Here is a 22,805-nt window from a genome sequence, read left to right as displayed (position 1 = left end):
CACCAACGGGGATACTATCTGGGTAATGGGTGTCCCGTGGGTGGTGCTGAACATAATGAAAGGAGGCAGGGTCTTTCCTCCCTAGGGAGAGGAAAACCAGCGGAGAGTGTATGATGCAATTGTTATTGGATGTGGTCCAGCGGGTAGCACGGCACTGCGCACCATGGCCCAGGCGGGACTGAAAGTCCTGGGGTTGGAGAAGCAGTCCATCGGCCGGTACAAGCCCTGTGCCGGGGCCATCTCCGGGGCCGCCCACAAACTACTGGATCTGGATATCACACACCTCATCTGCCATGAGATCACCAGTGTCGATCTGCGACATCAGGATCAGCGGCTCATCCGCAGTTGGGATCAGCCAGTGGCCTCTTTGGTGATGCGGGACCAATTCGATGCCTTTTTGGCGCGAAAAGCCCAGGAAGCGGGGGCCACCATCCTGGAGGAGACCCGGGCCACCCATTGGGAGCAGGAGCCCGCGGGAGTGCGGGTCTACACCTCGGCAGGCACCTTCACCGCTAAGGTGGTGATCGCCGCGGATGGGGGGCAGGGTCTCAGTCGCCGAGTTTTTCAATTGAAACCCCCAGGAATCAGTATTCATGCGGAAATCCCCTTGGAACCCCAATACCGTTCACTGGCCGCCCGCCCCATCGTCTGGTTCGGCCATCCGCCCGGTGGCTACGCCTGGTGCTTTCCGAAGAGGGAATACATTTCCTGTGGGGCCGGTACCATGGACCCTAAATATAAAGCCCAGGTGCGGCCGTCCTTCGACCGGTTTTTAGAACTTCTAGGTATTCGACCCGCTCCGTTGAAATTGTGGGCCCATCCTTTAGTGGGCCACACCGGACAAGCACCGCTCGTCCATGGGCGGGTGCTGTTGGTCGGTGATGCAGGACAGTTGGCCGATCCCTTGTCGGGAGAGGGCATCCTCTACGGGATCTACAGCGGAAAGGCCGCGGGTGAAGCGGTGGTGCGGGCCAATGAAGACGGCGACTTCTCCTTCGGGGATTACCAACGGAAGATGGCCGGGGTGGTACGGAGGATCCTGCGGTCTGCGGAGGTGCTGTCGAAGCTCATCCACTGGCGGCCGCAGTTTACCTATGCCCTCTGTACCAGATTTCCCGTGATAGTCGATTATTACTTCAGCATCATTGGGGGCCGCAGGCCCTACCCGGGATGTCAATGCTTGACTCCATAGGAGTTTTTGGCTGTTAACCCCTTGACATTCTGGGAAAATTGGTTATATTAAACTTGGTAGCACTCACAGGCCGTGAGTGCTAATAATCATCGGCGTATGATCCACATCACTTAAGGAGGGAACTTCATGATCAAACCTTTAGCCGACAGGGTGGTTGTGAAACCCCTAGAGCAAGAAGAGAAGACTGTAGGCGGCATTGTCATTCCCGATACGGCTAAGGAAAAGCCCCAACAGGGAACGGTTATCGCCGTTGGACCCGGACGCGTAACCGATTCCGGCAAAGTGATCCCCATTGACGTCAAGGTGAACGACGTCGTTATCTACGCCAAGTACGGCGGAACTGAGGTAAAGATCGACGGTGAGGAATACCTCATCCTTAAGGAAAGTGACATCCTGGCAGTAAAGACTAACTAATGATGTGAAGGCTAAAAGGGAGGTCGGAATTGATGGCAAAGCAACTGGCTTTTAACATAGAGGCACGCAAAGCTTTGGAGGAGGGAGTAAATGCTGTCGCCAACGCGGTGAAGGTTACCCTCGGTCCCAAGGGACGGAACGTAGTCATCGACAAGAAGTACAGCACTCCCCTGATCACCAAGGATGGCGTGACCGTCGCGAAGGAAATCGAACTGAAGGATCCCTACGCCAACATGGGTGCCCAGCTCTGTAAAGAAGTGGCTTCCAAGACCAATGATGTGGCCGGCGACGGTACCACCACCGCGACGGTATTGGCCCAGGCCATGGTCCTGGAAGGTCTGAAGAACGTGGCTGCCGGTGCGAACCCCATTGAGATCAAGCGGGGTATCGACAAGGCCGTGGAGGCTGTGGTGGACCAGATGAGGAAAGCCGCGGTGGCCGTGGAGACCAAGCAGGATATCGAGCATGTGGCTGGTATCTCGGGTAACGATCCTGAAATCGGAAAACTGATTGCCGAGGCCATGGACAAGGTGGGCAAAGACGGCGTCATCACCGTGGAAGAGGCCAAGGGCACCGAGACCACCGTGGAATTCGTCGAAGGTATGGAGTTCGACAAGGGATATATCTCCCCCTACTTCGTCACCAACACTGAGGCCATGGAAGCGGTCTTGGAGGAACCCTATATCCTCCTGTTTGAGAAGAAGATCTCCAATGTCACCGAACTGTTGCCGGTACTGGAGAAAGTGGTCCAGGCGGGCCGTCCGTTGCTCATCATTGCCGAGGACGTGGAAGGGGAAGCCTTGGCTACCCTAGTGGTCAACAAGCTCCGGGGTACCCTCAACGTCTGCGCGGTGAAGGCTCCGGGCTTCGGTGATCGGCGCAAAGCCATGATGGAAGACATCGCCATCCTGACCGGCGGCGTCTTCATCTCCGAGGATCTCGGCACCAAGCTGGAGAATGTCACCCTCGACATGCTGGGCCAGTGCCGTCGGGTAGTCGTGGAGAAGGAAAACACCACCATCGTGGAAGGTAAGGGTTCCAGCGAAGCCGTAGCCGGCCGGATCGAGCAGATCAAGCGGCAGATTGAGGAAACCGACTCCGACTACGATCGGGAGAAGCTCCAGGAGCGCCTGGCCAAGCTGGCCGGTGGTGTGGCGGTAATCAACGTGGGTGCGGCCACCGAAACTGAGCTGAAGGAGAAGAAGCATCGGATCGAGGACGCGGTCAACGCGACCCGCGCGGCGGTAGAAGAAGGAATCGTCGCAGGTGGAGGCACTGCCCTCATCCGGGCTATGGACGTCATCGACACCTTGCAGCTGTCCGGAGATGAGCTGGTTGGCGCCAACATCGTGAAGAAGGCCCTGACCGAACCTTTGCGCATGATTGCCACCAATGCCGGCCTCGAAGGCTCCTTAGTGGTGGAGGAAGTGAAGAAGGCCCAGGGCAACATTGGGTTCAATGCTTTAAAGGAGACCTATGAGGATCTCATGAAGGCGGGTATCGTCGATCCGGTGAAGGTAACCCGGAGCGCTCTGCAGAATGCGGCGTCCATCGCCAGCATGGTACTAACCACCGAGGCTTTGGTCTCTGACATCCCTGAGAAGGAGAAGAACAATAGCACCCCGGAGATGGACTACTAAACCCCGGGGATCGATGAAGGGCATAGGCTTTCGCCTATGCCCTTCTTTTTAACGGAATCGGTCTCCGTGACCGACAATCCCCGCCTCGGCCAAGATGGCCTGTACATAGATGGCATATTCCAGCCGCAGCTGCTGTAGCTTACAGCTCAATCCATGGGGCCGTTCCAAATTCCTGTTATAATTCCACGCGCTAGCATGACAGCCACCGCCGCAATAGAACCGGGCCCAACACTGCTTGCATTCTTCCTTGGTAAGAATGTTGCAGGCCGCCATCGATCCTCCGATATCGGGCCGGGTAATCCCTTGGGTCACACTGCCCAGGAGGAATTCCCGCTGGCCCACCAATTGGTGACAGGGGTAAAGCTCTCCTGCGGGCGCTACAGCAAAATATTCGGTGCCCGCGGCACAACCGCTCACCCGCTTGCTCACGCAGCTTCCCCCCTCCAGATCCAGCTCAAAGTGGAAAAAGCGGTAAGGCTCGCCTTTGAGCGCGTGTTCCAGATAGTGTTCTGCCAGCCGTTGGTACTCATCCCGCACCTGGGCCAGGTGTTCTTCGGTTAAGGCCACCGGATGGTCCTCGGGCAACACCACCGGCTCCAGGGAGAGGTTCCGAAAGCCAAGCTCCAGCAAATGTTTGACGTCTTCGAGAAAATCCAGGTTCTGTGCCGTATAGGTACCCCGCAGATAGTAGTTCTCTTCCCCCACCGCCGCGGCCAACTGCCTAAACCGCGGCACCACCCGGTCATAGACCGACTCCTGGCCCCGGCGCCGCATCCGGTCGTTCACTTCCCTCCGCCCGTCAAGACTCAACACTAAGGCCACCCGATGATCCTTTAGGAAGGCAATACGTTCCGCATCCAGATCCCAGCCATTGGTGGTCAAGGTAAACAAGAGCTCTTTCCCGGCCTTTGCGGCGGCCCTTTCCCCGAAGAGGATGGTCTTCGCCACCACATCCCAGTTGAGTAAGGGCTCACCCCCGAAGAAATCCACCTCCACCGGGTTCCGGTCTTTGCTGTGGGCCAGGAGAAACTCCACCGCCTCCTGGGCGGTCCTTTCATCCATCAGGCGCTTACCAGGGGTAAGATGGCCCCGATTGGCAAAACAATAGCGGCACGCCAAGTTACAATCGTGGGCCACATTCAAACACAAGGCCTTGATCCCGCCCTGGGCCTGTGTGGTCAAAAGCTGCTGCAATCTTGTGTCCACGGGGTCCACCGGTGCACCCAGCACCCCTTCGGCCACAAGGGTCTGCAATTCCCTGCCTGCGGGGGAGTCGGGCAAGGGCTTCCCTTGCAGCCAATCCTGAGCCAAGGCGTAGGCCTTTTCATCTAGCAGATGGATGGCCCCGGTGGTACCATCTACGGCCACTTGCCGTTTAAACTGACCGGCCCCCAATTGAAACAGGTGGACATTTCTCATCGTACTTCCTCCCAATTTGGCATAAAAAAAAGAGGGTCAATCCCTCTTCTTCGTAAGAATCTAAGTACTTTAGCGACTTACCCCGCCAGACTCCGTCGCCCGGTAGAACGACGAATCCGTTCTTCCTTCCGCCGGCACACCTGATTTCCTACAGTGCAGGAGGTCTTGCATGCCGATTGGCAAGAGGCATGACACTTGCCGCAACTAGGGGCGAAGTCGTCGACCAGCGAACCAACTAATGTTCTCACGTGTCCTTGTTTCATCGCCGGCGCCACTCCCTATGAAAAAATGGTGCCCGGGACGAGATTTGAACTCGTACGGTGTGAACCACACGGCCCTCAACCGTGCGCGTCTGCCAATTCCGCCACCCGGGCGTTACAACACTGATTATACAGCCAAGATATAATATTGTCAACCTTTAGGGCTCCGAAGAAGCAAACTCATCAAACCCGGAGCCCGAGAAAACAACGCAAGCTCTCTTTACCTAATTCATCAACCAGTTGGCCGGGTCCACATATTCCCCGTCCACCTTGATGGAAAAGTGTAAATGGGGACCGGTGCTGGTGCCGGTGTTGCCACTGAGGGCAATGGTATCCCCCTGTTTCACTTTGGTGCCCACCGAAACCTGCAGCTGAGAGTTGTGGGCATAGAGGGTCTCGACCCCATCACCGTGATCGATCACCACCGTATACCCAAAGCCACCCATCCAGCCGCTGAAGGTCACCACACCATCGGCTGCGGCCCGCACCCGGGTTCCCGTGGGAACCGCGATATCGATTCCGCTGTGGAAGTCCTCCACCTTGCGGATGGGGTGAATCCGCCGCCCAAAGTCCGACGAGATCCTCCCGGTCACCGGCCAGATCATCTGCAGCTTCCGCGTTCCCCCGCTGGCAATGCCCGGAATGATCAAGGTCTTCCCCACCGGCAGCACATTGGGGTTCTTAATGTTATTCACTGAGATCAGGGCATCGACGGTGGTATTGTACTGCTTAGCGATGTTATAAAGATTATCGCCGCGACTGACCACATAGACCAAATCGGAGACCTCGCCACCGGCAAAGGAGCGATCGATCTTCAACACCTGACCCACCACGATCCGGTCACTTCTCAGGTTGTTCCGGGCCTTGATGGCCTCCACCGTGGTCTGAAACTCCCGGGCCAAATCCCAGAGGGTATCTCCCGGCTTCACCACATATTCGATATATCTTTGTACTTCTCCCAAGACCGCAAAGGTCTTGGGTCCGACGATCCCATCAACGGTCAAATTGAAATCCGCTTGAAACTGCTTCACTGCCCGCTCGGTCTCAGGGCCGAAAACGCCGTCGGGTTTCACCCCATAGCCCAGTTCCGCCAACTGCCTTTGCAGCTCCAAGACATCGGAACCCTTCATGCCCCGTTCCAAGACACGACCATCAACTCCATAAGCAATCCCTACAAGCAAACCAAAAACCAGCATCAACCCCACCAGGGGGGTCAGCTGTGCTTTTCGCCAGGCCAAAAATTTCATCCTCCCTACGAGGTCATGGTCCTCAAGTCAGGCAGCCACTTACCGGAATTTAACTCCTCACACATTCTTACCTAGGATGCCATCTTTGCCAGGGGTTTATTCATCGCCCCCTAGGGGGCAAAATGAAAGCCGGCAAAGGACCAAAAGCCTCCTGCAAAATTGAAATACCTGCGGACAGACGAATCCTTGCTATGTATGAACCCGTCCTCATTAAAGAACAAAGGGAGCAAAGGCAATTCCTCCGCTACAATCCGCACAAGCTCCCCGGCTTGGGCTGAGATCTCCCCTAAGGAATCCGCCGCAAGGAGCTTTGCAACGTGAAAATCATACTCTGGATGGGCGAAACCACTGATGTTAGGTCCAAACTGCCCTGCTGTCCCTGAATAAAGTAATTCGACCAAGTGAACAGGAAACCCTTGTGAAATCTGCCATCCATATATTAACAAATCATAGTCATAATGCAAAAAGACGGTCTCTAGTAAAGAGGCCGTATCGCCCTCCGTAAGTTCCACCTTTACACCCAGTTCCGCCAGCTTCTCCCGCAAGCCTTGGGCAAAAAACCGACGCCAAAAGTCCTTCTCACCGGCCAGCACCACCAGTCGCAACTCCGGCAAGGGGCTTCCGTTGGGAAAGATCAGGGAACCTGCTTCATCCCAGGTGTAACCGGCCTGGGCTAAAATGTTCCGGGCCGGCTCTTCGGGCCTGGCAAAGGGAATCGGGGATGGACCTAAGTCCCCCAATTCCGCCAGTAACTGGCCGGTCACGGCTGCAATTGCCCGCCGAAAGGCACGATCCCCTCCCGGGTTGCGCCGCAGGTTGAAGGCAAGCAGCCGTATCCCATCGGCACAACTGATCCAATAGGCTCTCGCCGGATCCAACTGGGCGGTACCCAGGAAAAGATCAATGTCCTTCCGTTGGAAGGCTTCCTCGACACCAGCCGCTGGTACCGCCTTGAACAACAGTCCTGATAGATGTGGCCCCACGCTGCCTCCCTCGATCTGCCAACCTTGGGCATGATACCACCAGTTCCGCCGGACCGTCAAGTAACCGTCGCCCAACCGGTCATTGAAAAGGAATGGTCCGGTGCCCACCAAATCCTGGACCGGCACGGGGCCCCCTTGGGCAAAACCCTGGGGGAAAAGGGGCCGACACAACAGTTCGAAGACATACAACATCCGTTCTCCGTTGATCACCAGCGAGATTTCATCGGTTCCTGTGGCTTCCGCCCCCAACACCGCCGTCCGCCACAGACTGCTGCGGGGATGCTGGGGGTTCAAATAGATCTCCTGGAAGGTATACAACACATCTTCGACAGTAAAGCTATTCCCATCATGCCAACGCACTCCGGATCGCAAGGGGATCACCATCTGCAGCTGATTCCCCACCTCCAAAATGTGCGGTTCCTCCGCAGCTAACCAGGGAATCAGACTCCCGCCGGGCCCTAAGCGGTAGAGACTGTCGAAAAAGAGTTCAAAAAAAGCCGCTTCTGCACCAGTATATGCGCCAAAGGGATCAAAGGAACTGGGGATCTGCTCCATTCCCACCTTCACCACATTTTGGGCTACCACCGACCAAGGGAAAAGGACCAAGAGGGGAATCCCCAGGCTGAACAGGCACCGTTTCAAACGGAACGACCTTTTTTTTCCGCGTCTCAAAACCCCCATGTCGCCATTTCCCCTCCCCCGTTGCGCCTGGGCCACTGGCCGCCGTAGATATACCGGTACCAATCCCGGATCCGCAGCACCCGCTGGACATACTCCCTGGTCTCCGGGAAGGGAATCTGTTCCACGTCGGTCACCTTCCCCGACCAGACCGCCTCCTCTAGCCACCGGGCCACGTTCCCCCGACCGGCGTTGTACGCGGCAAGCACGATCACATCGTCGGCCCCAAACTCCCGGTACAAACTCCCCAAGTACCATGTCCCCATAGAAATGTTTATGCCGGGATCGGACAACATATCCTCATGGAAATCCTCTATACCCATCTCCTTGGCGATCCAGCGGGCCGTATCGGGCATAATCTGCATCAGCCCCCGGGCTCCCCGGTGGGAGACCGCCTGGGGGATGAGGCGGCTTTCCACATACATCACCGCATAGACCAAGAAGGGATCTACGCCCCTCTGCCAAGCATGATAACCGATCTCGTCCACATAAGTGATGGGATAAAGCTTCTGTAAAAACCACCGGACTTGACCCAAAACCAGCACCAGGATCAAGAAAATAAGCAGAAACCATCCCGCCCGGGAACGTCGTCCCTCTGCCAAGGACCAGCCCCCCTATTGGATCTGCAGACGTACCCGGATAGCATCCACCACCAAATCCGCGGTGGCCCGGTTAGTGGCCAAGGGCACATTATGTACGTCACAAACCCTTAACAGTGCGGTGATATCCGGTTCGTGGGGCTGGGCGGTGAGGGGATCCCGCAGAAAGATCACCGCCTGGATGGTTCCGCTGGCTACCCCCGCGCCAATCTGCTGGTCCCCTCCCAAAGGACCGGAACACATCCGTTCCACCATCAGTCCCGTTTTCTCCTGAATGATCCGACCGGTGGTCCCGGTGGCCACCAACTGACACTGGGCAAATACTTTCTGATGGGCCTGTACAAAGGCAACCATTTCATCCTTCTTTCGATCGTGGGCAATGAGTGCGATGCGCAATGAGCTTTAACTCCTTCCATAGAGTTTCTACCTGGGTTTTCAAAGCCTCCAGTCCCCCGCGGTTGTCGAGGACATAATCAGCAAGCTGTCGCTTTTCCTCCATGGGCATCTGGGCCCGGATCCGCCGCCAGGCCTCATCCCGACTCAGTCCATCCCGCCGCATCAAACGCTCAAGCTGCAGGGATTCCGGAGCATAAACCACAATTACTCGGTCAAACCGACCGGCCAGATTCTGCTCATAAAGCAAGGGGACATCCACGATCACCGGGACATCCGACCCATCGGCATGCTTGGCGATCTCCTGATCCATCCGAGCTAGGATGTAAGGGTGGGTGATCTCCTCCAACCGCCGTCGAAGGTCCGGCTCCCGAAACACTAGCTCACCGAGCCTTCTTCTATTCAGACTACCGTCCCCCTGCAACATCTCCGGACCAAATTCCTCCACGATGGCCGCGAGGGCTGGCTTCCCCGGTTCCACCACCTGGCGGGCAATGCGATCACAATCCACGACGTATGCGCCCAGGCTCCTCAAGTGATTTGCCACTGTGCTTTTGCCTGACGCGATACCCCCGGTCAACCCGACCACAAGCATGAGCTTACCCCCTGCTGTTGCATTCTTATTCCACCAACATCCTCAAAATTCCTGCCTAGGATCTTTCCCGCTGACATTGGGGACAGAAATAGGTACCCCGCCCCCCCACTTTGGTCCGGGCAATCAGCGTCCCGCAACTTCGGCACGGCTCTCCCTCCCGGCCGTAAACCCGCAATAGCTTCTGATACTCCCCCGGTTGTCCCGATCCATCCACGTAATCGGAGACGCTCGTCCCGCGGTGGAGGATCCCTTCATTTAATACTGTCTGGATGGAACGATAGAGAGCTTCGATGGATTCCTCCGATAGGTCACAGACCCGGGTCTGGGGGTGGATCCCAGCCCGATGCAACACTTCATCGGCATAGATATTCCCCAGTCCCGCCAGATGACGTTGGTCCAGCAGGAAGGCCTTGATCTGGGTGGTCCGCCGCCCCAACAAGGCTTTAAGCCTGTCGAGGGTGAAGGACCGACTCAAAGGCTCACAGCCTAGGTCCACAAATCCCCCAGTGGCACAATCCCGGGCCCGCATCCCCGCAGGAACCCAGTGTAAAGTAGCAAAACGCCGCAGATCCACTAAACGTAGTTCCTTTCCGTCAGACAGTCTCAGACAAAACCGCAAATGCTTCTCTCTGGGCACATCGGGATCGGAGACGATAGCCTGTCCGGTCATCCGCAGGTGTAGGATCAAACAGCCCCCTTGGGCAAAGCCAAAGATCAGATATTTTCCCCGACGGGCCACATTGCAGAAGACCCGCCCCGTTATCTTTTCTTCCAGCTTGTCAGGTGATATATTCTGCAGGATCTTCGGATCCAGGACCGCTACCCCAGTGATCCGCCGACCCACTAACCGGGGCCGGATTCCCCGCACTATGGTCTCCACTTCTGGTAATTCCGGCACGTTCCCCCACCTTCCTAGATCGCAAAGGGCTCGGTATCGGCCCAGCTGGTACCCACCTGAAGTTCCACCTTCAAGGGCACCGCCAAAGAGACCACATTCTCCATGATTCTCTTCACCAGCCGGGCCAGCTCCCCCACCGCCTCTGCCTCCACATCAAAGACCAGCTCGTCGTGGACCTGCAACAGCATCTCTGCAGGTAGACTTACGGACTCAAGAGCCCGGGATAGCTCAATCATCGCCAGTTTGATGATATCCGCCGCGGAGCCTTGGATGGGAGTGTTCATGGCCATGCGCTCCGCAAAGGAGCGGGTGGTGTAATTGCGGCTCTTGATCCCCTCCAGGAAACGGATCCGTCCGAAGAGGGTCCGCACAAATCCCCTTTCCCTGGCCCCTTCAATGGTCCGGTCCATGTACTGCTTCACTCCCGGGTATTTGGCGAAATAGCGCTCGATGAATTCTCCCGCCTCCTTGCGGGAAAGACCCGTATTCTGGGCCAGACCAAAACTGGAGATCCCATATACAATCCCGAAATTGATCGCCTTGGCCTGTTCCCGCATCACGGAGGTCACCGCCTCCAACGGCACTTCCCAGATCTCCGCCGCGGTACGCCGGTGGATGTCCTGGTCCTCCTGGAAAGCGTGGATTAGGGTTTCATCCTGGGACATATGGGCTAAGACCCGCAGTTCAATCTGGGAATAGTCCGCGGTAAGGAATACTCTCCCGGGACCCTGGGGCACAAAAGCCCGCCGGATTTCCCGCCCCTCGGGGGTGCGCACCGGGATGTTCTGCAGATTGGGATTAGCACTGCTTAGCCTGCCGGTGGCCGTCACCACCTGGTTGAAACTGGTGTGCACCCGCTGGGTTTTAGGATCCACCAGCTGGGGCAAAGCGTCTATATATGTCGACTTTAGTTTCGCCAGCTTCCGGTATTCCACCAACAGCTCCGCGATTTTGTGGTGCTGGGCCAACTCCACTAAGACCTCATGGCTGGTAGAGGGACCTGTCTTGGTCTTCTTTAAGACCGGCAGACCTAATCGTTCAAAGAGGACCTCCGCCAACTGCTTCGGTGAGTTTAAGTTGAAGGGCCCTCCGGACAGGGCATAGATCTCCTCCGTCAATTGTGCAAGCTGTCCCTCCATCTGGCGGGAGAGCTCCCCGAGGAAATCCACATCCAAACGAATACCCGCCCGTTCCATCTTCCCCAAAACCTCCACGAGGGGCATCTCAATCTCTTGGAAAAGCCCGGTCATCTCCAGGCGGTCCAACTCCTTGGGCAAGCACTGAGCCAACGCCTGGATGGTGGCCATCCGCTCTCCGGCATAGGTGGCTAAAGCCTCAGAAGATAACTCCCACAGGGGAGCCTGGGGCGGCACGTGATACTGCCCGCAGAACCGGTCGCCCAACTGGAAAAGGTCGTAATCGTTGGTCCCTGGGTTACAGAGATATCCGGCCACCATTAAGTCCCAAAAATCTCCGGCCAGTCCTATCCCCTGTTCGTGGGTGATGAGTAAAATGCTCTTAAGGTCATGGCAATATTTCACCCCCTGGTGCCGGGCTAGAACCTCGCCCAAGGGCCCCAGCTGTGCTTCCAACGCCTGGTTAGTATCCAGGGGACAGAAATAGGCGGTGTTGTCGGTGCCCAAGGAGATCCCCGCCACGTAACTATCCCACAGGGCCCTTTGGGGCCAGGGCTGCCAGAGGAGATCTAGGCAAAGTTCCTCCGCCTTCAGGAGGTCTACTGCCGCCTGGGCCTTCTCTGCGGGGGAAGTGAGGACCTGGATCGTAGGGGTGGGGGTGGCGACAAACAAACTGGTCTGGGAAGCTGTGGGCAGTGGAGGCAACTGCTCCAATAAGCCCTTGAACTCAAGACGCGTAAACAAGGTCCGCAGGCGCTCATAATCCGGTTCACCTTGCCAGCAGCAAGCTTGGAGGTCCAAATCCAAGGGCACATCGGTATCGATGGTGGCAAGTTCCTTGCTCAACCGAGCTAGATCCCCCTGCTCCGCTAAGGCCTTGGCCACCCGGGGCGAAAACTCCTCCCGGTGCTCCAGGATTTCCTCGATACAAGGGTACTGCTGGAGCAATGTAACCGCGGTCTTCTCCCCGATCCCCCGCACCCCGGGGATATTATCACTGGGATCCCCCATGAGGCCTTTCAGATCCGGTATCTGTTTGGGGTAGACTCCGGTCTTCTCCTTAACCCCCTCGGGGTCTAGGGTTTCCAGATCGGTGATCCCTCGGCGGGTTAGAAGGGCGGTCACCTGTTCGTTCACTAACTGCAGACAGTCCCGATCCCCGGTCACCACGAAGACTTCAAAATCCTCGGCACTGGCCCTTTTGGCCATGGTGCCGATAAGATCGTCGGCTTCGTATCCACTGAGCTCGAAAATGGGAATCCCGAAGTTGGTCACCACTTCCTTGGTAAGCTCGATCTGGGGTTTGAGATCGTCGGGCATGGGTTTCCGCTGGGCCTTATAATCCTCAAAGGCCTCGTGCCGGAAGGTGGGTCCATGGTGATCGAAGGCCACGGCAATGGCATCGGGCTTGTGTTCCTCCAAAAGGCGCCACAACATCCGCGTAAAGCCATAGACTGCGTTAGTGGGCACCCCTTGACTGGTGGTAAGGGGCGGCAGGGCGTAATAGGCCCGGTGGATCAGGCTATGTCCATCAATGAGCATGAGACGCTTCTTGGTTCTTGCTTCCGCCATATATATTAATCCTCTCTGTTGTTTGTACCTATTATACCAAACATCCCCTTCCCTTGATAGAACCGGGGCTTACCTAAGAAAGGTAACACCTCCCGAAGCTGGTGGTCCTGGCACAAAGGCACTAGCCTGACGGAATGTACTCGAAGGATTTTGCTATGCTATACTGAATTATGTGATTAGTTTGAATCCGAAAAGAGGGAGTGTTCAGGAGTGCGCAAGCGGACCCTGTTTCTTTTTTGTATATTGTTCCTGTTAGCCAGTCCCTTAGCCCAGGCTGCGCCTGGCCCGTGGGGGGACTATCAGGATCATTGGGCTAGGATGTATATCACCCAGGTCCTTGAGGCGGAGATCTTAACCACCGATGCCCAAGGGAATTTCCAGCCCGATGCACCCATAAACCGGGGGGATCTGGCGGGAGCCATTGCCCGGGTTTTGCAGGTGGCACCGGCTAACACCAGCAGCTTCACCGACACAAAGGAACACCAGGCACATTACCTAATTGGTGGTTTGGTCCAAGAGGAGCTGCTCAGTGCCGATGAGCCCCAGTTTCGTCCCTTCGATCCGGTAACCCGAAAGGAAGCGGTAACCATGATCAATGAATGTTTCCGACTGGGTCTGGCGGAGGAGACGGACACCGCGCAGGATATCCCCCTATTCATCGATCTTAAGCCGGAGGATCCCGTCTACCGCCAGGCGCGCATCGCCGATGTGTTGGGGTACCTTCCCCCGACCTTCGTCGGTCGCTTTGCTCCGGACCAGGTGCTCACCAGGGCGGAAGCCGCCGCAATGCTCAGTGGCATCATGCATCTGCGGCCCATCTATGGTGAGATCATCGCCATGGACCAGGACCAAGGCTTAATGACAGTGCTCACCCGGCAAAATGAGGAGATCCAGGTGCAGCTTTCTCCCAAGACGGTGATCTACCGCAACAACGTGCAGACCGATGTCCAGAACCTGCGCAACCAAGACAAGATCTACATTATCGAGGATCTGTTTGGACAGACGAAAGTCATCAAGGCCTTCGGGATCATCACTCCCCAGGATCTTTTGAGCCGGGTCTCGGGCATGACCCGTGGAGTATTAACTCCCACCCAGCTTAACGAACTGGTCCAGGGGAATTGGGACAAAGCTTTGACGGGCATGGCCAGTAATCTATCCCAGAATCTCTTCAATGAACTGGCGGGGCTGGGTTTCTCCGACGAAGAGGTACAGCATCTACGGAACCAAGACTGGGAAAGCCTGGAACAGGCCGCCCGCACAGAAATCTACACCCACTTAGGTGAACAGCTTGAACTTCCCGAAGAGATGGTAAAGGCCGCGGTAAACCAGGACTGGGAGGCCGTCGGTGACTTCGCCAAGCTACACTTGGCCACCGCCCTCCTGTCCCGTCTGGGAGTTATCTAAAGGGAAGGCCAGGGATAGTTCCCTGGCCCTTTTTCTCATCCACATTTGGTGTAGCCGCAGGTCATGCAGCTTACACAACCACTTTCATGTTTTACATGGCCGCCGCATTCGGGGCAGGCCCCCATACGGTTATCCACGTCCTGCATGTTACTGGCAGCAGCCTCCTCGGCGCCACAGTCCTCTAAGTAGTGATGGAGCACAATGGCAATGGCATCGGGACAGGATAGCACCGGCGTGGAACCCTCCCAGGCCGGATTGGGACAGCGAATACTCCGCAGCTGCGCGTAAATCTCCCGAGGCTCCACCCCGGCCCGCAAGGCCAAGGACACCAACCGGGCCACCGCCTCCGACAGGGCAGCCGCACAACCACCGGCCTTTCCAATGGCGGTAAAGACTTCGCAGATCCCCTCCTCATCCCGGTTGATGGTCACATACAGATTCCCACAACCGGTACGGATCTTCTCCGTCCGTCCCACAGTCACGCTGGGCCGTTTCCGGGGCCGGGCCTTGGTTGTGGTGGTCGCGGGTTTTGGCTCCTCCTTCTTACCCTTTCCCTTAACCAGGACCTCCGATTCTCGGCTGCCACTGCGGTACACCGTCACTCCTTTGCATCCCAGTTCATAGGCTAAAACAAAGGCCTTCCGGATATCCTCCCGGGTGGCTTCGTTGGCGAAGTTCACAGTCTTACTGACCGCATTATCGGTAAACTCCTGGAAAGCAGCCTGCACCCGGATATGCCACTCGGGAGAAATGTCATGGGCGGTGACAAACAGCCGCTTAATCTCTTCGGGAACCCCGTCGATGCCCTTAAGAGATCCCGTCTTGGCCACCTCTTCAATGAGTTCCTTGCTGTAAAGCCCCGCCTGTTTCATGTACTCGGCAAAGACATCGTTGACTTCCGTCAGTTGTTCGTTGTCCATCACATGTCGAGTGAAGGCCAGGGCAAACAAAGGTTCGATGCCGCTGGAGGTATTGGCGATGATGCTGATGGTCCCCGTGGGGGCGATGGTGGTAATGGTAGCATTGCGCAGGCGCGGGCCACCGGCGGTATCATAGATACTGCCCTTGAAGTTGGGGAAGACACCGCGCTTTTCCGCCAAAGCACAGGAGGCCTTCCGCCCCTCCTCCCGGATAAACCGCATCACCTCCCGAGCGGTCTTTACAGACTCCTCGGAATCATAGGGGATCCCCAGGTAAATCAACATCTCCGCAAAACCCATTACCCCAAGGCCAATCTTGCGATTGCCCTTGGTCATCTTTTCGATCTGCTCCAAGGGATACTTGTTGGCATCGATGACGTTATCCAAGAAGTGAACCGCTAGATGCACCGTTTCCCGGAGTTTGTCCCAATCGATGGCGCCATCCTTCACCATGTGGGAGAGGTTAATGGAACCCAGGTTACAGGATTCGTTAGGCAACAAGGGCTGCTCGCCACAGGGATTGGTACTTTCGATCTCACCGAGATGGGGGGTAGGGTTATCCCTATTGATCCGGTCCAAAAAGACGATCCCCGGTTCCCCGTTATTCCAGGCCATTTCCACGATAAGGTCGAAGACCTCCCGGGCCCGAACCATTCTAACCACGTTGCCGCTGCGGGGATTGATCAGGGGATATTCTTCATCGGCCTTCACCGCTTCCATGAACTTTTCGGTGATACCGACGGAAAGGTTGAAGTTGGTAATATCCTCATTATCCCGTTTGCAGGTGATAAACTCCATAATGTCCGGATGATCACAGCGCAGGATTCCCATGTTAGCTCCCCGGCGGGTGCCGCCCTGCTTTACCGCCTGGGTGCTAGCATCAAAGACCTTCAAGAATGAAACAGGACCGCTGGCCACACCGCCAGTGGTGGCCACGATATCATTGCGGGGGCGCAGCCGCGAAAAGCTAAAACCCGTCCCTCCACCGGTTTTGTGGACCAAAGCAGTGTTCTTCAGCGTCTCGAAGATGCTCTCCATGGAGTCTTCTATAGGCAAAACAAAACAGGCGGAAAGCTGCTGCAACTCCCTGCCCGCGTTCATCAGTGTAGGTGAGTTAGGCAGAAAATCCAGGGAGCTCATCAAGTCATAAAACCGCTGGCTCAACTGCTTGGTCTCTTCTGGGCTGGCTCCATATACAGTCTGTTCCACACCGGCGATATTATCCGCCACCCGGCGGAAAAGCTCCTCCGGTGTCTCCACCACTTCGTTGTCCACCTTCTTCAAATAACGCCGTTCCAATACTCTGATGGCATTTCCCGACAACTGTAGCACAGCAACAACGCCCCCAAACACACAATATGTAGTATACAGTCCCATTTTAGAACACTATATGTGGTATGTCCACTGGAGACTGGGCAGAATAGGATAGAAATACCGAAAGGGGCTTCTTTTTTCTTCAACGGAGCCGCTTAGGTGCAGCCTGTGAAAAGTTGACCTCCTCCACCCCAAAAGGGGCGGAGGAGGTCGCTAGCTACTTGTTCTTCGTGCGGATGAACGTATCCCTTAGATTACAGTCTGGGCATTTAGCCGGTTTTTTGCCAGACCGTTCACAACCACAACTGGTGCATCTCCAGATTGCCACCTTGGCACCTCCTTCAGGCCTCCAACCGAGGGTCTATCCTTTCATAGTCTACCCAGGATAGAACCACTTAAACGGAAGATTCCCAGGCCCACAGGTGCCCTTTTTTATCCCACAAGGCCCATTCGGTATTTGCCAAGGCCGATCACCGTGGATTTGCCCACATGGACCTCCTGGCCCAAAGCCAAGACGGGCAAAAACTGCCCCAGCTCCCCTAGGTATTCCGCCCGTCCCGTAAAGCCACTGAGAGATACAGACTGGTTTTGTCTTCTGGAGTAGCGCTGCAAGGTACACCAACTGGTGTCATCGCGGACCAACCTTACTTCCTGTGCCCGTTCAATCAACCGGGAGAAGTCCACGTCCAGCTGGTAACCCAGGTGGAAGTAAGTAAGCAGGGATAACCGCCGCAGGAGATTGCGGAGAATGATATGGAATTCCGGCACCCGGACAATCTCCCCCTGGTACCGCAGCCGCAGGGGTGTTTCAAACGCCAATTGGAGGCCCGTGCACGTCTTTGGCCCCATGGTGATTCCCCCTATCACCGGTTTTCGCAGGAAGGGAGATTCGTCGGTGTAAACATCCCCCGTCTTGTCAGACACTCTCCGGATCTTATACTTGCTCCGTCCTTTTCCAATCCCCAGCTCCCCCAGCTGCTGAAACGCGATGATGAAATAGGGCAGGCTTTCGGTGGCCTTCCCGATGAGGGTCAAATCAAATTGCAGGATCCCGTCTTTGGGAATGACAGTGCGGGAATCGGTAACGGAGATCACGAAGGGCCGGGGGATCTCATTGCAACCGGTGAAGATCTCACTGTCCTCCGGCGGTAGGGTGTTAAAGATGTAACAGTAGATGCAATCCTGGTTGCGACTGCAACTGTGGCACTCTTCCTGTCTTGGTTTCAGACAGGCAAGGCGGCGCAAAATCATCCCCAGGCCACTGCGAAACACATTCCCCTTGAACGGCGGAAGACTAGCCTCCTCCAGGAAAACCAGGGTAAACTGCAAGCGGGCGAAGGTAAACTTGGCCAGTCCTTCCTCCAACTCCTTCGACAAAGACATCCTAGGCCCCCTCCACGAAGCGGGAATACAGATCGATCATGATCGCCCGCAGGTGGGCTTCGGTGGTGGCGGTAGTCACCACATCAAAGACCGTAGTGGCCTTACCGTCGGAATAGGTGCCTTCCACCTGGGAGATGGGTTCCTTAGTGGACCGGCGAAAACTGTTCCTCGATGGTAGATCGGGATTGTAATAATGGGTATAGATCTTTTTCACATAGGGCACTTCCAGGATGCGATTCAGATAGTCTTCCAGCCCCCGATGCTTGCCCGAATTCTTGTCCTCGTAGCTGATCCCCAGCTTCTTTTCCGCCGCTTCGGGAAGTAGAACATGTCTTTGTTGGGTGTAATTCACATAGAAATGCTGGTGGAATAACTCCCCGGCGGGACTGAGGCACATCAGCCCCTCCTCCTGCTCAAAGAGAGTGTTCAGTCGTTCGGAAATGGGGCGGACAGGGATGTAGTCCTCCGCGCAGGCGGCGAACAATTCGTAGTTATCCATCCACAGTTCGAAGTCGAAACTGACAGGTAGGGGGGGCAGCTCAATACTTAGGACCCCAGCAAAGGGATATGGTTCAAAAGGTAGATTACTTGCTAAGAGCCTGTTTGAGACCCTCGCTTCCGTGCGCTCGTAGCCAGGCCAAAACTCGTTGCAACCAAAAGCCCTGAACATAAGGGATTACTCTTATAGCCACCTAAGCCCAACAAGAGGTCAGCGCTATGGGAACCCCCCGGCTGTCTCGAAAACAAAAAAGAGGAGTCCGCAGACTCCTCACCCTCGTGTTTCTCTACCGATGGCTCTCTTCAACATTTGCCCTTAACCAGGTTTTCTAAGGGGAGCTGACAGTTCTATCCTAGGATCCGGAACCCCGTCCACTGTCCGAGTTACCTTCCTCCTGGTATGCCTCCGCCCTCTATTCCTAGCCTTTTGAAGTAATTGAAAGGACCACATCTATTGATTGCAAAAAGCCTTGATCTACGAAGAACCGTTCCTGGATGCCTATACCTGGAAGGCACCAAAGCTAGCAGCTGCCACTTGCGCACAGCGGCGGGCAAGAGACTAGTCCTTGGGAGATTGGTGGGATACACACTATTGGTCTCATCTCCCATATCGGCCAGATCTCCCGATGGTTCAAGGTCCATCCCTCACCAAATGGTTTGACAACGGCGAGAAGGCGCTGTCCGTTTTCCCGTGGGCCCAGGATGAGGTCTATGGGTATACACAAACAAAGTGGGCCTAGACGACAATCATCAATTTCGTCCAGTGCCCATCGTAGGGGCTTCGTCCATAGTATACCCAGAAATTGGAAGATAGGACAATGATGTAGCGGGTCCGACCCATTCCAGGCGATCGGCTTCTTTCGGTGCCGGTACCTTATCCGAAAAGTCATGCTGATGCTCCAGCATCGCTGAATCGCCCGTTGTTCGCCCAGTATTCGATCACCGGCGACTTACTTACACTGTTGAGAACCACCCGGACAAAATTAGACAGGAGATGCAAAAGCGGAAGGATACTGGCGAGATGGCACCGCTCGAACAGAATGGCGCAGGTCGATTACCCCGATCGAAGTTTAGAGATTGGTATTTAAGGTAATCAAGGAAACAACCATTGGTGATAGGAAGGGGGAGTGATGTACAGATGCCCACCTCAAGGGCAGGAAAAGGGCAAAAAAATGGTGCCGAAGGAGGGAGTCGAACCCTCACGAGGGGTCGCCTCACGCGATTTTGAGTCGCGCGCGTCTGCCAATTCCGCCACTTCGGCACGTCACGTTGTAATATTACCACAAATGTACGAGTACCGCAAGACCAATCCGTCGTTTTTTGTAAGCAAATCTTTACTTCACTTGGGATGATCGGCATCAGTCCCGTGGTTACTATCCAATACTCACGGGCTCTCCGATCGACTTGTTCAACACCTCCAGAAACAAGGCTCCGCCTCAACAATTTCTTAAATCCAACACTGCCCCCTAGTGGAGAATCACCCACCATCGGTCCCCTATCCACCTTTGGATCCGACGGAACACCACTTCCTTGACTTTCTGGCGTATATTGGGCATGAGCAGCAGGAAACCAAGCAAATCGGTCAAAATCCCCGGAGTTATTAGCAAAAGCCCACCAATTAGGATAAACAAACCATCCCAAAGCTGGGCTGTAGGCACGTGACCGGCGGCAATCTCCCGTCTTATCCTGGCGATGGTCTGTAGCCCTTGCTGTTTAGCCACATAACCACCGACAATACCCGTAATAATCACCAAACCCAGGGTATGACCTAGGCCAATGTATCGCCCCAGCTGAACCAAGAGCGCAAGCTCCACGAGGGGAACCGTGATGAATACCAGTGCTAAGCGCAGTAGCACCCGCTATCCTTCTTTCCTGGTCCCTCCGGTTATTCCACATCCTTACCTTCCAAGTAGAACTTACCGATCCGCCGGAACTTGTTTAGCCGTTGCTCTACCAGTGTCTCCGGATCCAGCTTCATTAATCCTTCCAATTGTTCTTTAATTACTGCCTTCAACAGGTCACTGGCTGCCTTCGGATCCTTGTGGGCACCCCCCAAGGGCTCCGGTACAATCTGATCAATAATGCCCAGTCTTTTCAGATCATGGGAAGTCAAACAGAGGGACTCGGCAGCCTCCGCAGCCCGGCCTGCGTCCTTCCAGAGGATGGTAGCGCACATTTCTGGAGAACATACGGAATACCAGGCGTACTCCTGCATAAGTAAGCGGTCTCCCACTCCGATGGCCAAGGCACCACCGCTGCCCCCTTCCCCGGTAATCACACAGATGATGGGGGTGGGTAGCACCGACATCTGCCGAATATTCTCCGCAATGATCACCCCTTGGCCCCGCCTTTCCGCCTCAATGCCAGGATAGGCACCCACCACATCAATAAGGCTCAGGATGGGCCTGCGGAACTTAGCCGCCTGCTTCATCAGGCGCAGGGCCTTCCGATACCCCTCAGGATGGGGTAAACCGAAATTGCGCTGAATGTTCTCTTTGGTATTCCGCCCCTTTTGGGGGCCAATTACGGTCACCGGGATCCCATCCAGATAACCAACACCACCAACGATGGCCTGATCATCCCGATAGACCCGGTCCCCATGCAATTCGACAAAATCGTCAATCATATACTCTATATAATCCAACGTTGTGGGACGCCTGTTATGCCGAGCGATTAACACCCGCTGCCAGGGTTTCAGATCGGCGAAGATCTCCCGCCTTAAGGCATCGGCCTTCTGTTCCAGGGACTCAATCTCCCGGGAGAAGTCAATTTCTCTTTCCTTCGTGAACGTCCGCAACTCTTGGATTCTCTCTTCCAGCTCCACAAGGGGTTTTTCCCACTCGAAGATACCGTTTATCAATCACTTCAAACCTCCCGACACTGATGCATCCCCAGCAGCTTGATCAATGTTTCACGCAGGTCCTTACGTTCGACGATGAGATCGATCATCCCGTTTTCCATGGCAAACTCCGCCGTCTGAAAACCCGGGGGCAACTTCTGGCGGATGGTCTCCTCCACCACCCGCGGACCTGCAAACCCAATTAAGGCCTTCGGTTCAGCGATAATAATATCCGCAAGGGATGCAAAAGAGGCGTAAATACCTCCCATGGTGGGATGTGTAAGAACAGAGAAATAGGGAATGCCGGCATCGAGGACTTTGCCGACGGCTTGGCTCGTCTTGGCCATCTGCATCAGGGACAAGATACCTTCCTGCATCCGCGCTCCACCGCCGCCTGCGGAAACCATGACAACGGGGTAACGGGTCTCCAAGGCCCGTTCAAACAGACGACAAATCTTCTCCCCCACCGCAGAACCCATGGATCCACCCATAAACTCAAAGTCGATCACACCAAACATCACCGGGTAACCACCAATCTTGGCTTCACCGGTTACCACCGCCTCGTTGAGCTTGGTGCGCTCGCGGGATTTGGTCAACTTCTCTTTGTAAAAGGGAAAGCTGAGGGGATCACCAGAAACGATATCCGCGTTGATCTCCTGGAAGGTATCGGGATCTAGCAACTGCTCGATGCGCATGGCCGCGCTGATCCGAAAATGATAACCACACTTCGGACACACGTACAGATTCTTCGCGACTTCCTTTTGGTAAAGCAGCTCACCACAGTCGTCACAGCGCACCCAAAGGGACTGTTCGTTATTCTTCCGTTCCAGCTCCTTCGGTTGGGAATTCGCTTGGCTTCTAACCGTAACGTACCTGGGCCGGCTCCGAAACAGGTCTTTCAACATTACCACACCTCGCTCACCAGCATCTAGGAAACTAGTCGAGGTTTGCCATAACCATGGAATTCGGCAGCGTCAATCCGACTGCACCTTACCATGCCTGGTCAAAACTTCGGCGCGGCCGCGAATCTTGATGGCCGAGGTATGCTCCGTAAACTGAGCGATCATTACTTCACCTTTGTCCAGCTTCTCCGTATGATGAAACTTCGTATCTTTGCCCCGAGTAAGGCCGATGATCGTCACTCCGTCTTCCAGCGCCTTAATCACCACATACTCGTCAAAAACCGCCGGGTTATCCACAGCATATCACCTCTGCACTGGACGTAAGGCTTCCTGAAAAGTTTATATGAGCATGATACCACAAAGGAGATCAGCATGCAAACAATGTTAGGACGCCGAGTGAGTCAAGCATAAGTGGGGGAGAGCTCCATCTCCAATATTTGGAAGTCAGAAACTGCTACCCTCGGTCAGCAGTCTGTTGAAGAAGTTCGACATCCCCCCGGAAGAAGTCCTGCCTGCGTA

The 22,805-nt window shown here is 55.5% G+C and carries 20 protein-coding genes and 2 tRNA genes; 4 read left to right on the top strand and 18 right to left on the bottom strand.

Annotation, left to right across the window (positions count from 1 at the left end; all coding sequences use genetic code 11):
• The first annotated feature begins 106 nt into the window (after nucleotides 1-106).
• From GXX57_08755 to groL, 3 genes are all read left to right on the top strand, one after another.
• Nucleotides 107-1,192, top strand: a complete 1,086-nt coding sequence (locus GXX57_08755) for a geranylgeranyl reductase family protein (protein HHV44733.1) — start codon at nucleotides 107-109, stop codon at nucleotides 1,190-1,192.
• 126 nt (nucleotides 1,193-1,318) lie between these two features.
• Nucleotides 1,319-1,606, top strand: coding sequence for a co-chaperone GroES (locus tag GXX57_08750; GenBank protein ID HHV44732.1), 288 nt, complete (start codon nucleotides 1,319-1,321; stop codon nucleotides 1,604-1,606).
• A gap of 32 nt (nucleotides 1,607-1,638) precedes the next feature.
• Nucleotides 1,639-3,246 (top strand): chaperonin GroEL, encoded by a 1,608-nt coding sequence (gene groL / locus GXX57_08745; protein ID HHV44731.1) that lies wholly within the window; start codon nucleotides 1,639-1,641, stop codon nucleotides 3,244-3,246.
• 48 nt (nucleotides 3,247-3,294) lie between these two features.
• Here groL and scfB read toward each other — a convergent pair whose 3' ends face one another.
• The 10 genes from scfB to polA all read right to left on the bottom strand — a co-directional run bounded on the left by scfB (nucleotide 3,295) and on the right by polA (nucleotide 12,996).
• Nucleotides 3,295-4,665 carry a thioether cross-link-forming SCIFF peptide maturase gene (gene scfB / locus GXX57_08740; protein ID HHV44730.1) on the bottom strand — a complete coding sequence of 457 codons (1,371 nt, stop codon included), beginning with the start codon at nucleotides 4,663-4,665 and terminating at the stop codon, nucleotides 3,295-3,297.
• Between the two features lie 77 nt (nucleotides 4,666-4,742).
• Nucleotides 4,743-4,928: a six-cysteine peptide SCIFF gene (scfA, locus tag GXX57_08735; protein HHV44729.1), complete on the bottom strand. Its 186-nt coding sequence runs from the start codon at nucleotides 4,926-4,928 to the stop codon at nucleotides 4,743-4,745.
• A gap of 26 nt (nucleotides 4,929-4,954) precedes the next feature.
• A tRNA-Leu gene (locus tag GXX57_08730) sits at nucleotides 4,955-5,039 on the bottom strand.
• 110 nt (nucleotides 5,040-5,149) lie between these two features.
• Nucleotides 5,150-6,163: a peptidoglycan DD-metalloendopeptidase family protein gene (locus GXX57_08725; protein HHV44728.1), complete on the bottom strand. Its 1,014-nt coding sequence runs from the start codon at nucleotides 6,161-6,163 to the stop codon at nucleotides 5,150-5,152.
• 119 nt (nucleotides 6,164-6,282) lie between these two features.
• Nucleotides 6,283-7,797, bottom strand: coding sequence for an ABC transporter substrate-binding protein (locus GXX57_08720; GenBank protein ID HHV44727.1), 1,515 nt, complete (start codon nucleotides 7,795-7,797; stop codon nucleotides 6,283-6,285).
• A 26-nt stretch (nucleotides 7,798-7,823) separates the two neighbouring features.
• Nucleotides 7,824-8,435: a lytic transglycosylase domain-containing protein gene (locus tag GXX57_08715; GenBank protein HHV44726.1), complete on the bottom strand. Its 612-nt coding sequence runs from the start codon at nucleotides 8,433-8,435 to the stop codon at nucleotides 7,824-7,826.
• A gap of 12 nt (nucleotides 8,436-8,447) precedes the next feature.
• Complete coding sequence (gene mgsA, locus GXX57_08710; protein ID HHV44725.1) at nucleotides 8,448-8,786, bottom strand: methylglyoxal synthase; 339 nt, start codon at nucleotides 8,784-8,786, stop codon at nucleotides 8,448-8,450.
• A gap of 1 nt (nucleotide 8,787) precedes the next feature.
• Complete coding sequence (locus GXX57_08705) at nucleotides 8,788-9,420, bottom strand: dephospho-CoA kinase (protein ID HHV44724.1); 633 nt, start codon at nucleotides 9,418-9,420, stop codon at nucleotides 8,788-8,790.
• Between the two features lie 55 nt (nucleotides 9,421-9,475).
• Complete coding sequence (mutM, locus tag GXX57_08700; protein ID HHV44723.1) at nucleotides 9,476-10,318, bottom strand: DNA-formamidopyrimidine glycosylase; 843 nt, start codon at nucleotides 10,316-10,318, stop codon at nucleotides 9,476-9,478.
• Nucleotides 10,319-10,332: 14 nt separating this feature from the next.
• Nucleotides 10,333-12,996 carry a DNA polymerase I gene (gene polA / locus GXX57_08695; protein HHV44722.1) on the bottom strand — a complete coding sequence of 888 codons (2,664 nt, stop codon included), beginning with the start codon at nucleotides 12,994-12,996 and terminating at the stop codon, nucleotides 10,333-10,335.
• Nucleotides 12,997-13,236: 240 nt separating this feature from the next.
• On the opposite strand from polA, the gene GXX57_08690 reads away from it, so the two are divergent.
• The gene (locus GXX57_08690; protein ID HHV44721.1) at nucleotides 13,237-14,430 is read left to right on the top strand and encodes an S-layer homology domain-containing protein; all 1,194 of its coding nucleotides are present in this window, start codon (nucleotides 13,237-13,239) and stop codon (nucleotides 14,428-14,430) included.
• A 35-nt stretch (nucleotides 14,431-14,465) separates the two neighbouring features.
• On the opposite strand, the gene GXX57_08685 is transcribed toward GXX57_08690, so the two are convergent.
• The 8 genes from GXX57_08685 to mtrB all read right to left on the bottom strand — a co-directional run bounded on the left by GXX57_08685 (nucleotide 14,466) and on the right by mtrB (nucleotide 22,583).
• Nucleotides 14,466-16,727: a vitamin B12-dependent ribonucleotide reductase gene (locus GXX57_08685; GenBank protein ID HHV44720.1), complete on the bottom strand. Its 2,262-nt coding sequence runs from the start codon at nucleotides 16,725-16,727 to the stop codon at nucleotides 14,466-14,468.
• Between the two features lie 369 nt (nucleotides 16,728-17,096).
• Nucleotides 17,097-18,047: a CRISPR system precrRNA processing endoribonuclease RAMP protein Cas6 gene (locus GXX57_08680; GenBank protein ID HHV44719.1), complete on the bottom strand. Its 951-nt coding sequence runs from the start codon at nucleotides 18,045-18,047 to the stop codon at nucleotides 17,097-17,099.
• A 1-nt stretch (nucleotide 18,048) separates the two neighbouring features.
• Complete coding sequence (locus tag GXX57_08675) at nucleotides 18,049-18,546, bottom strand: hypothetical protein (GenBank protein HHV44718.1); 498 nt, start codon at nucleotides 18,544-18,546, stop codon at nucleotides 18,049-18,051.
• Nucleotides 18,547-19,718: 1,172 nt separating this feature from the next.
• Nucleotides 19,719-19,806: transfer RNA gene (locus tag GXX57_08670), tRNA-Leu, on the bottom strand.
• 205 nt (nucleotides 19,807-20,011) lie between these two features.
• On the bottom strand, nucleotides 20,012-20,401 hold the full coding sequence (locus GXX57_08665; protein ID HHV44717.1) for an FxsA family protein: 390 nt from the start codon (nucleotides 20,399-20,401) through the stop codon (nucleotides 20,012-20,014).
• A gap of 29 nt (nucleotides 20,402-20,430) precedes the next feature.
• On the bottom strand, nucleotides 20,431-21,402 hold the full coding sequence (locus GXX57_08660) for an acetyl-CoA carboxylase carboxyltransferase subunit alpha (GenBank protein HHV44716.1): 972 nt from the start codon (nucleotides 21,400-21,402) through the stop codon (nucleotides 20,431-20,433).
• An 8-nt stretch (nucleotides 21,403-21,410) separates the two neighbouring features.
• Nucleotides 21,411-22,289, bottom strand: a complete 879-nt coding sequence (locus tag GXX57_08655) for an acetyl-CoA carboxylase carboxyltransferase subunit beta (GenBank protein ID HHV44715.1) — start codon at nucleotides 22,287-22,289, stop codon at nucleotides 21,411-21,413.
• Between the two features lie 69 nt (nucleotides 22,290-22,358).
• Entirely contained in the window at nucleotides 22,359-22,583 is a 225-nt protein-coding gene (mtrB, locus tag GXX57_08650) for a trp RNA-binding attenuation protein MtrB (GenBank protein ID HHV44714.1), read from the bottom strand.
• Nucleotides 22,584-22,805 lie beyond the last annotated feature (222 nt).

This window comes from Bacillota bacterium, assembly GCA_012839765.1.
Lineage (GTDB): Bacteria > Bacillota > Limnochordia > DUMW01 > DUMW01 > DUMW01.
The sequence above is the reverse complement of the archived record's forward strand: the minus strand, read 5'-3'. Positions and strand labels throughout refer to the sequence as shown.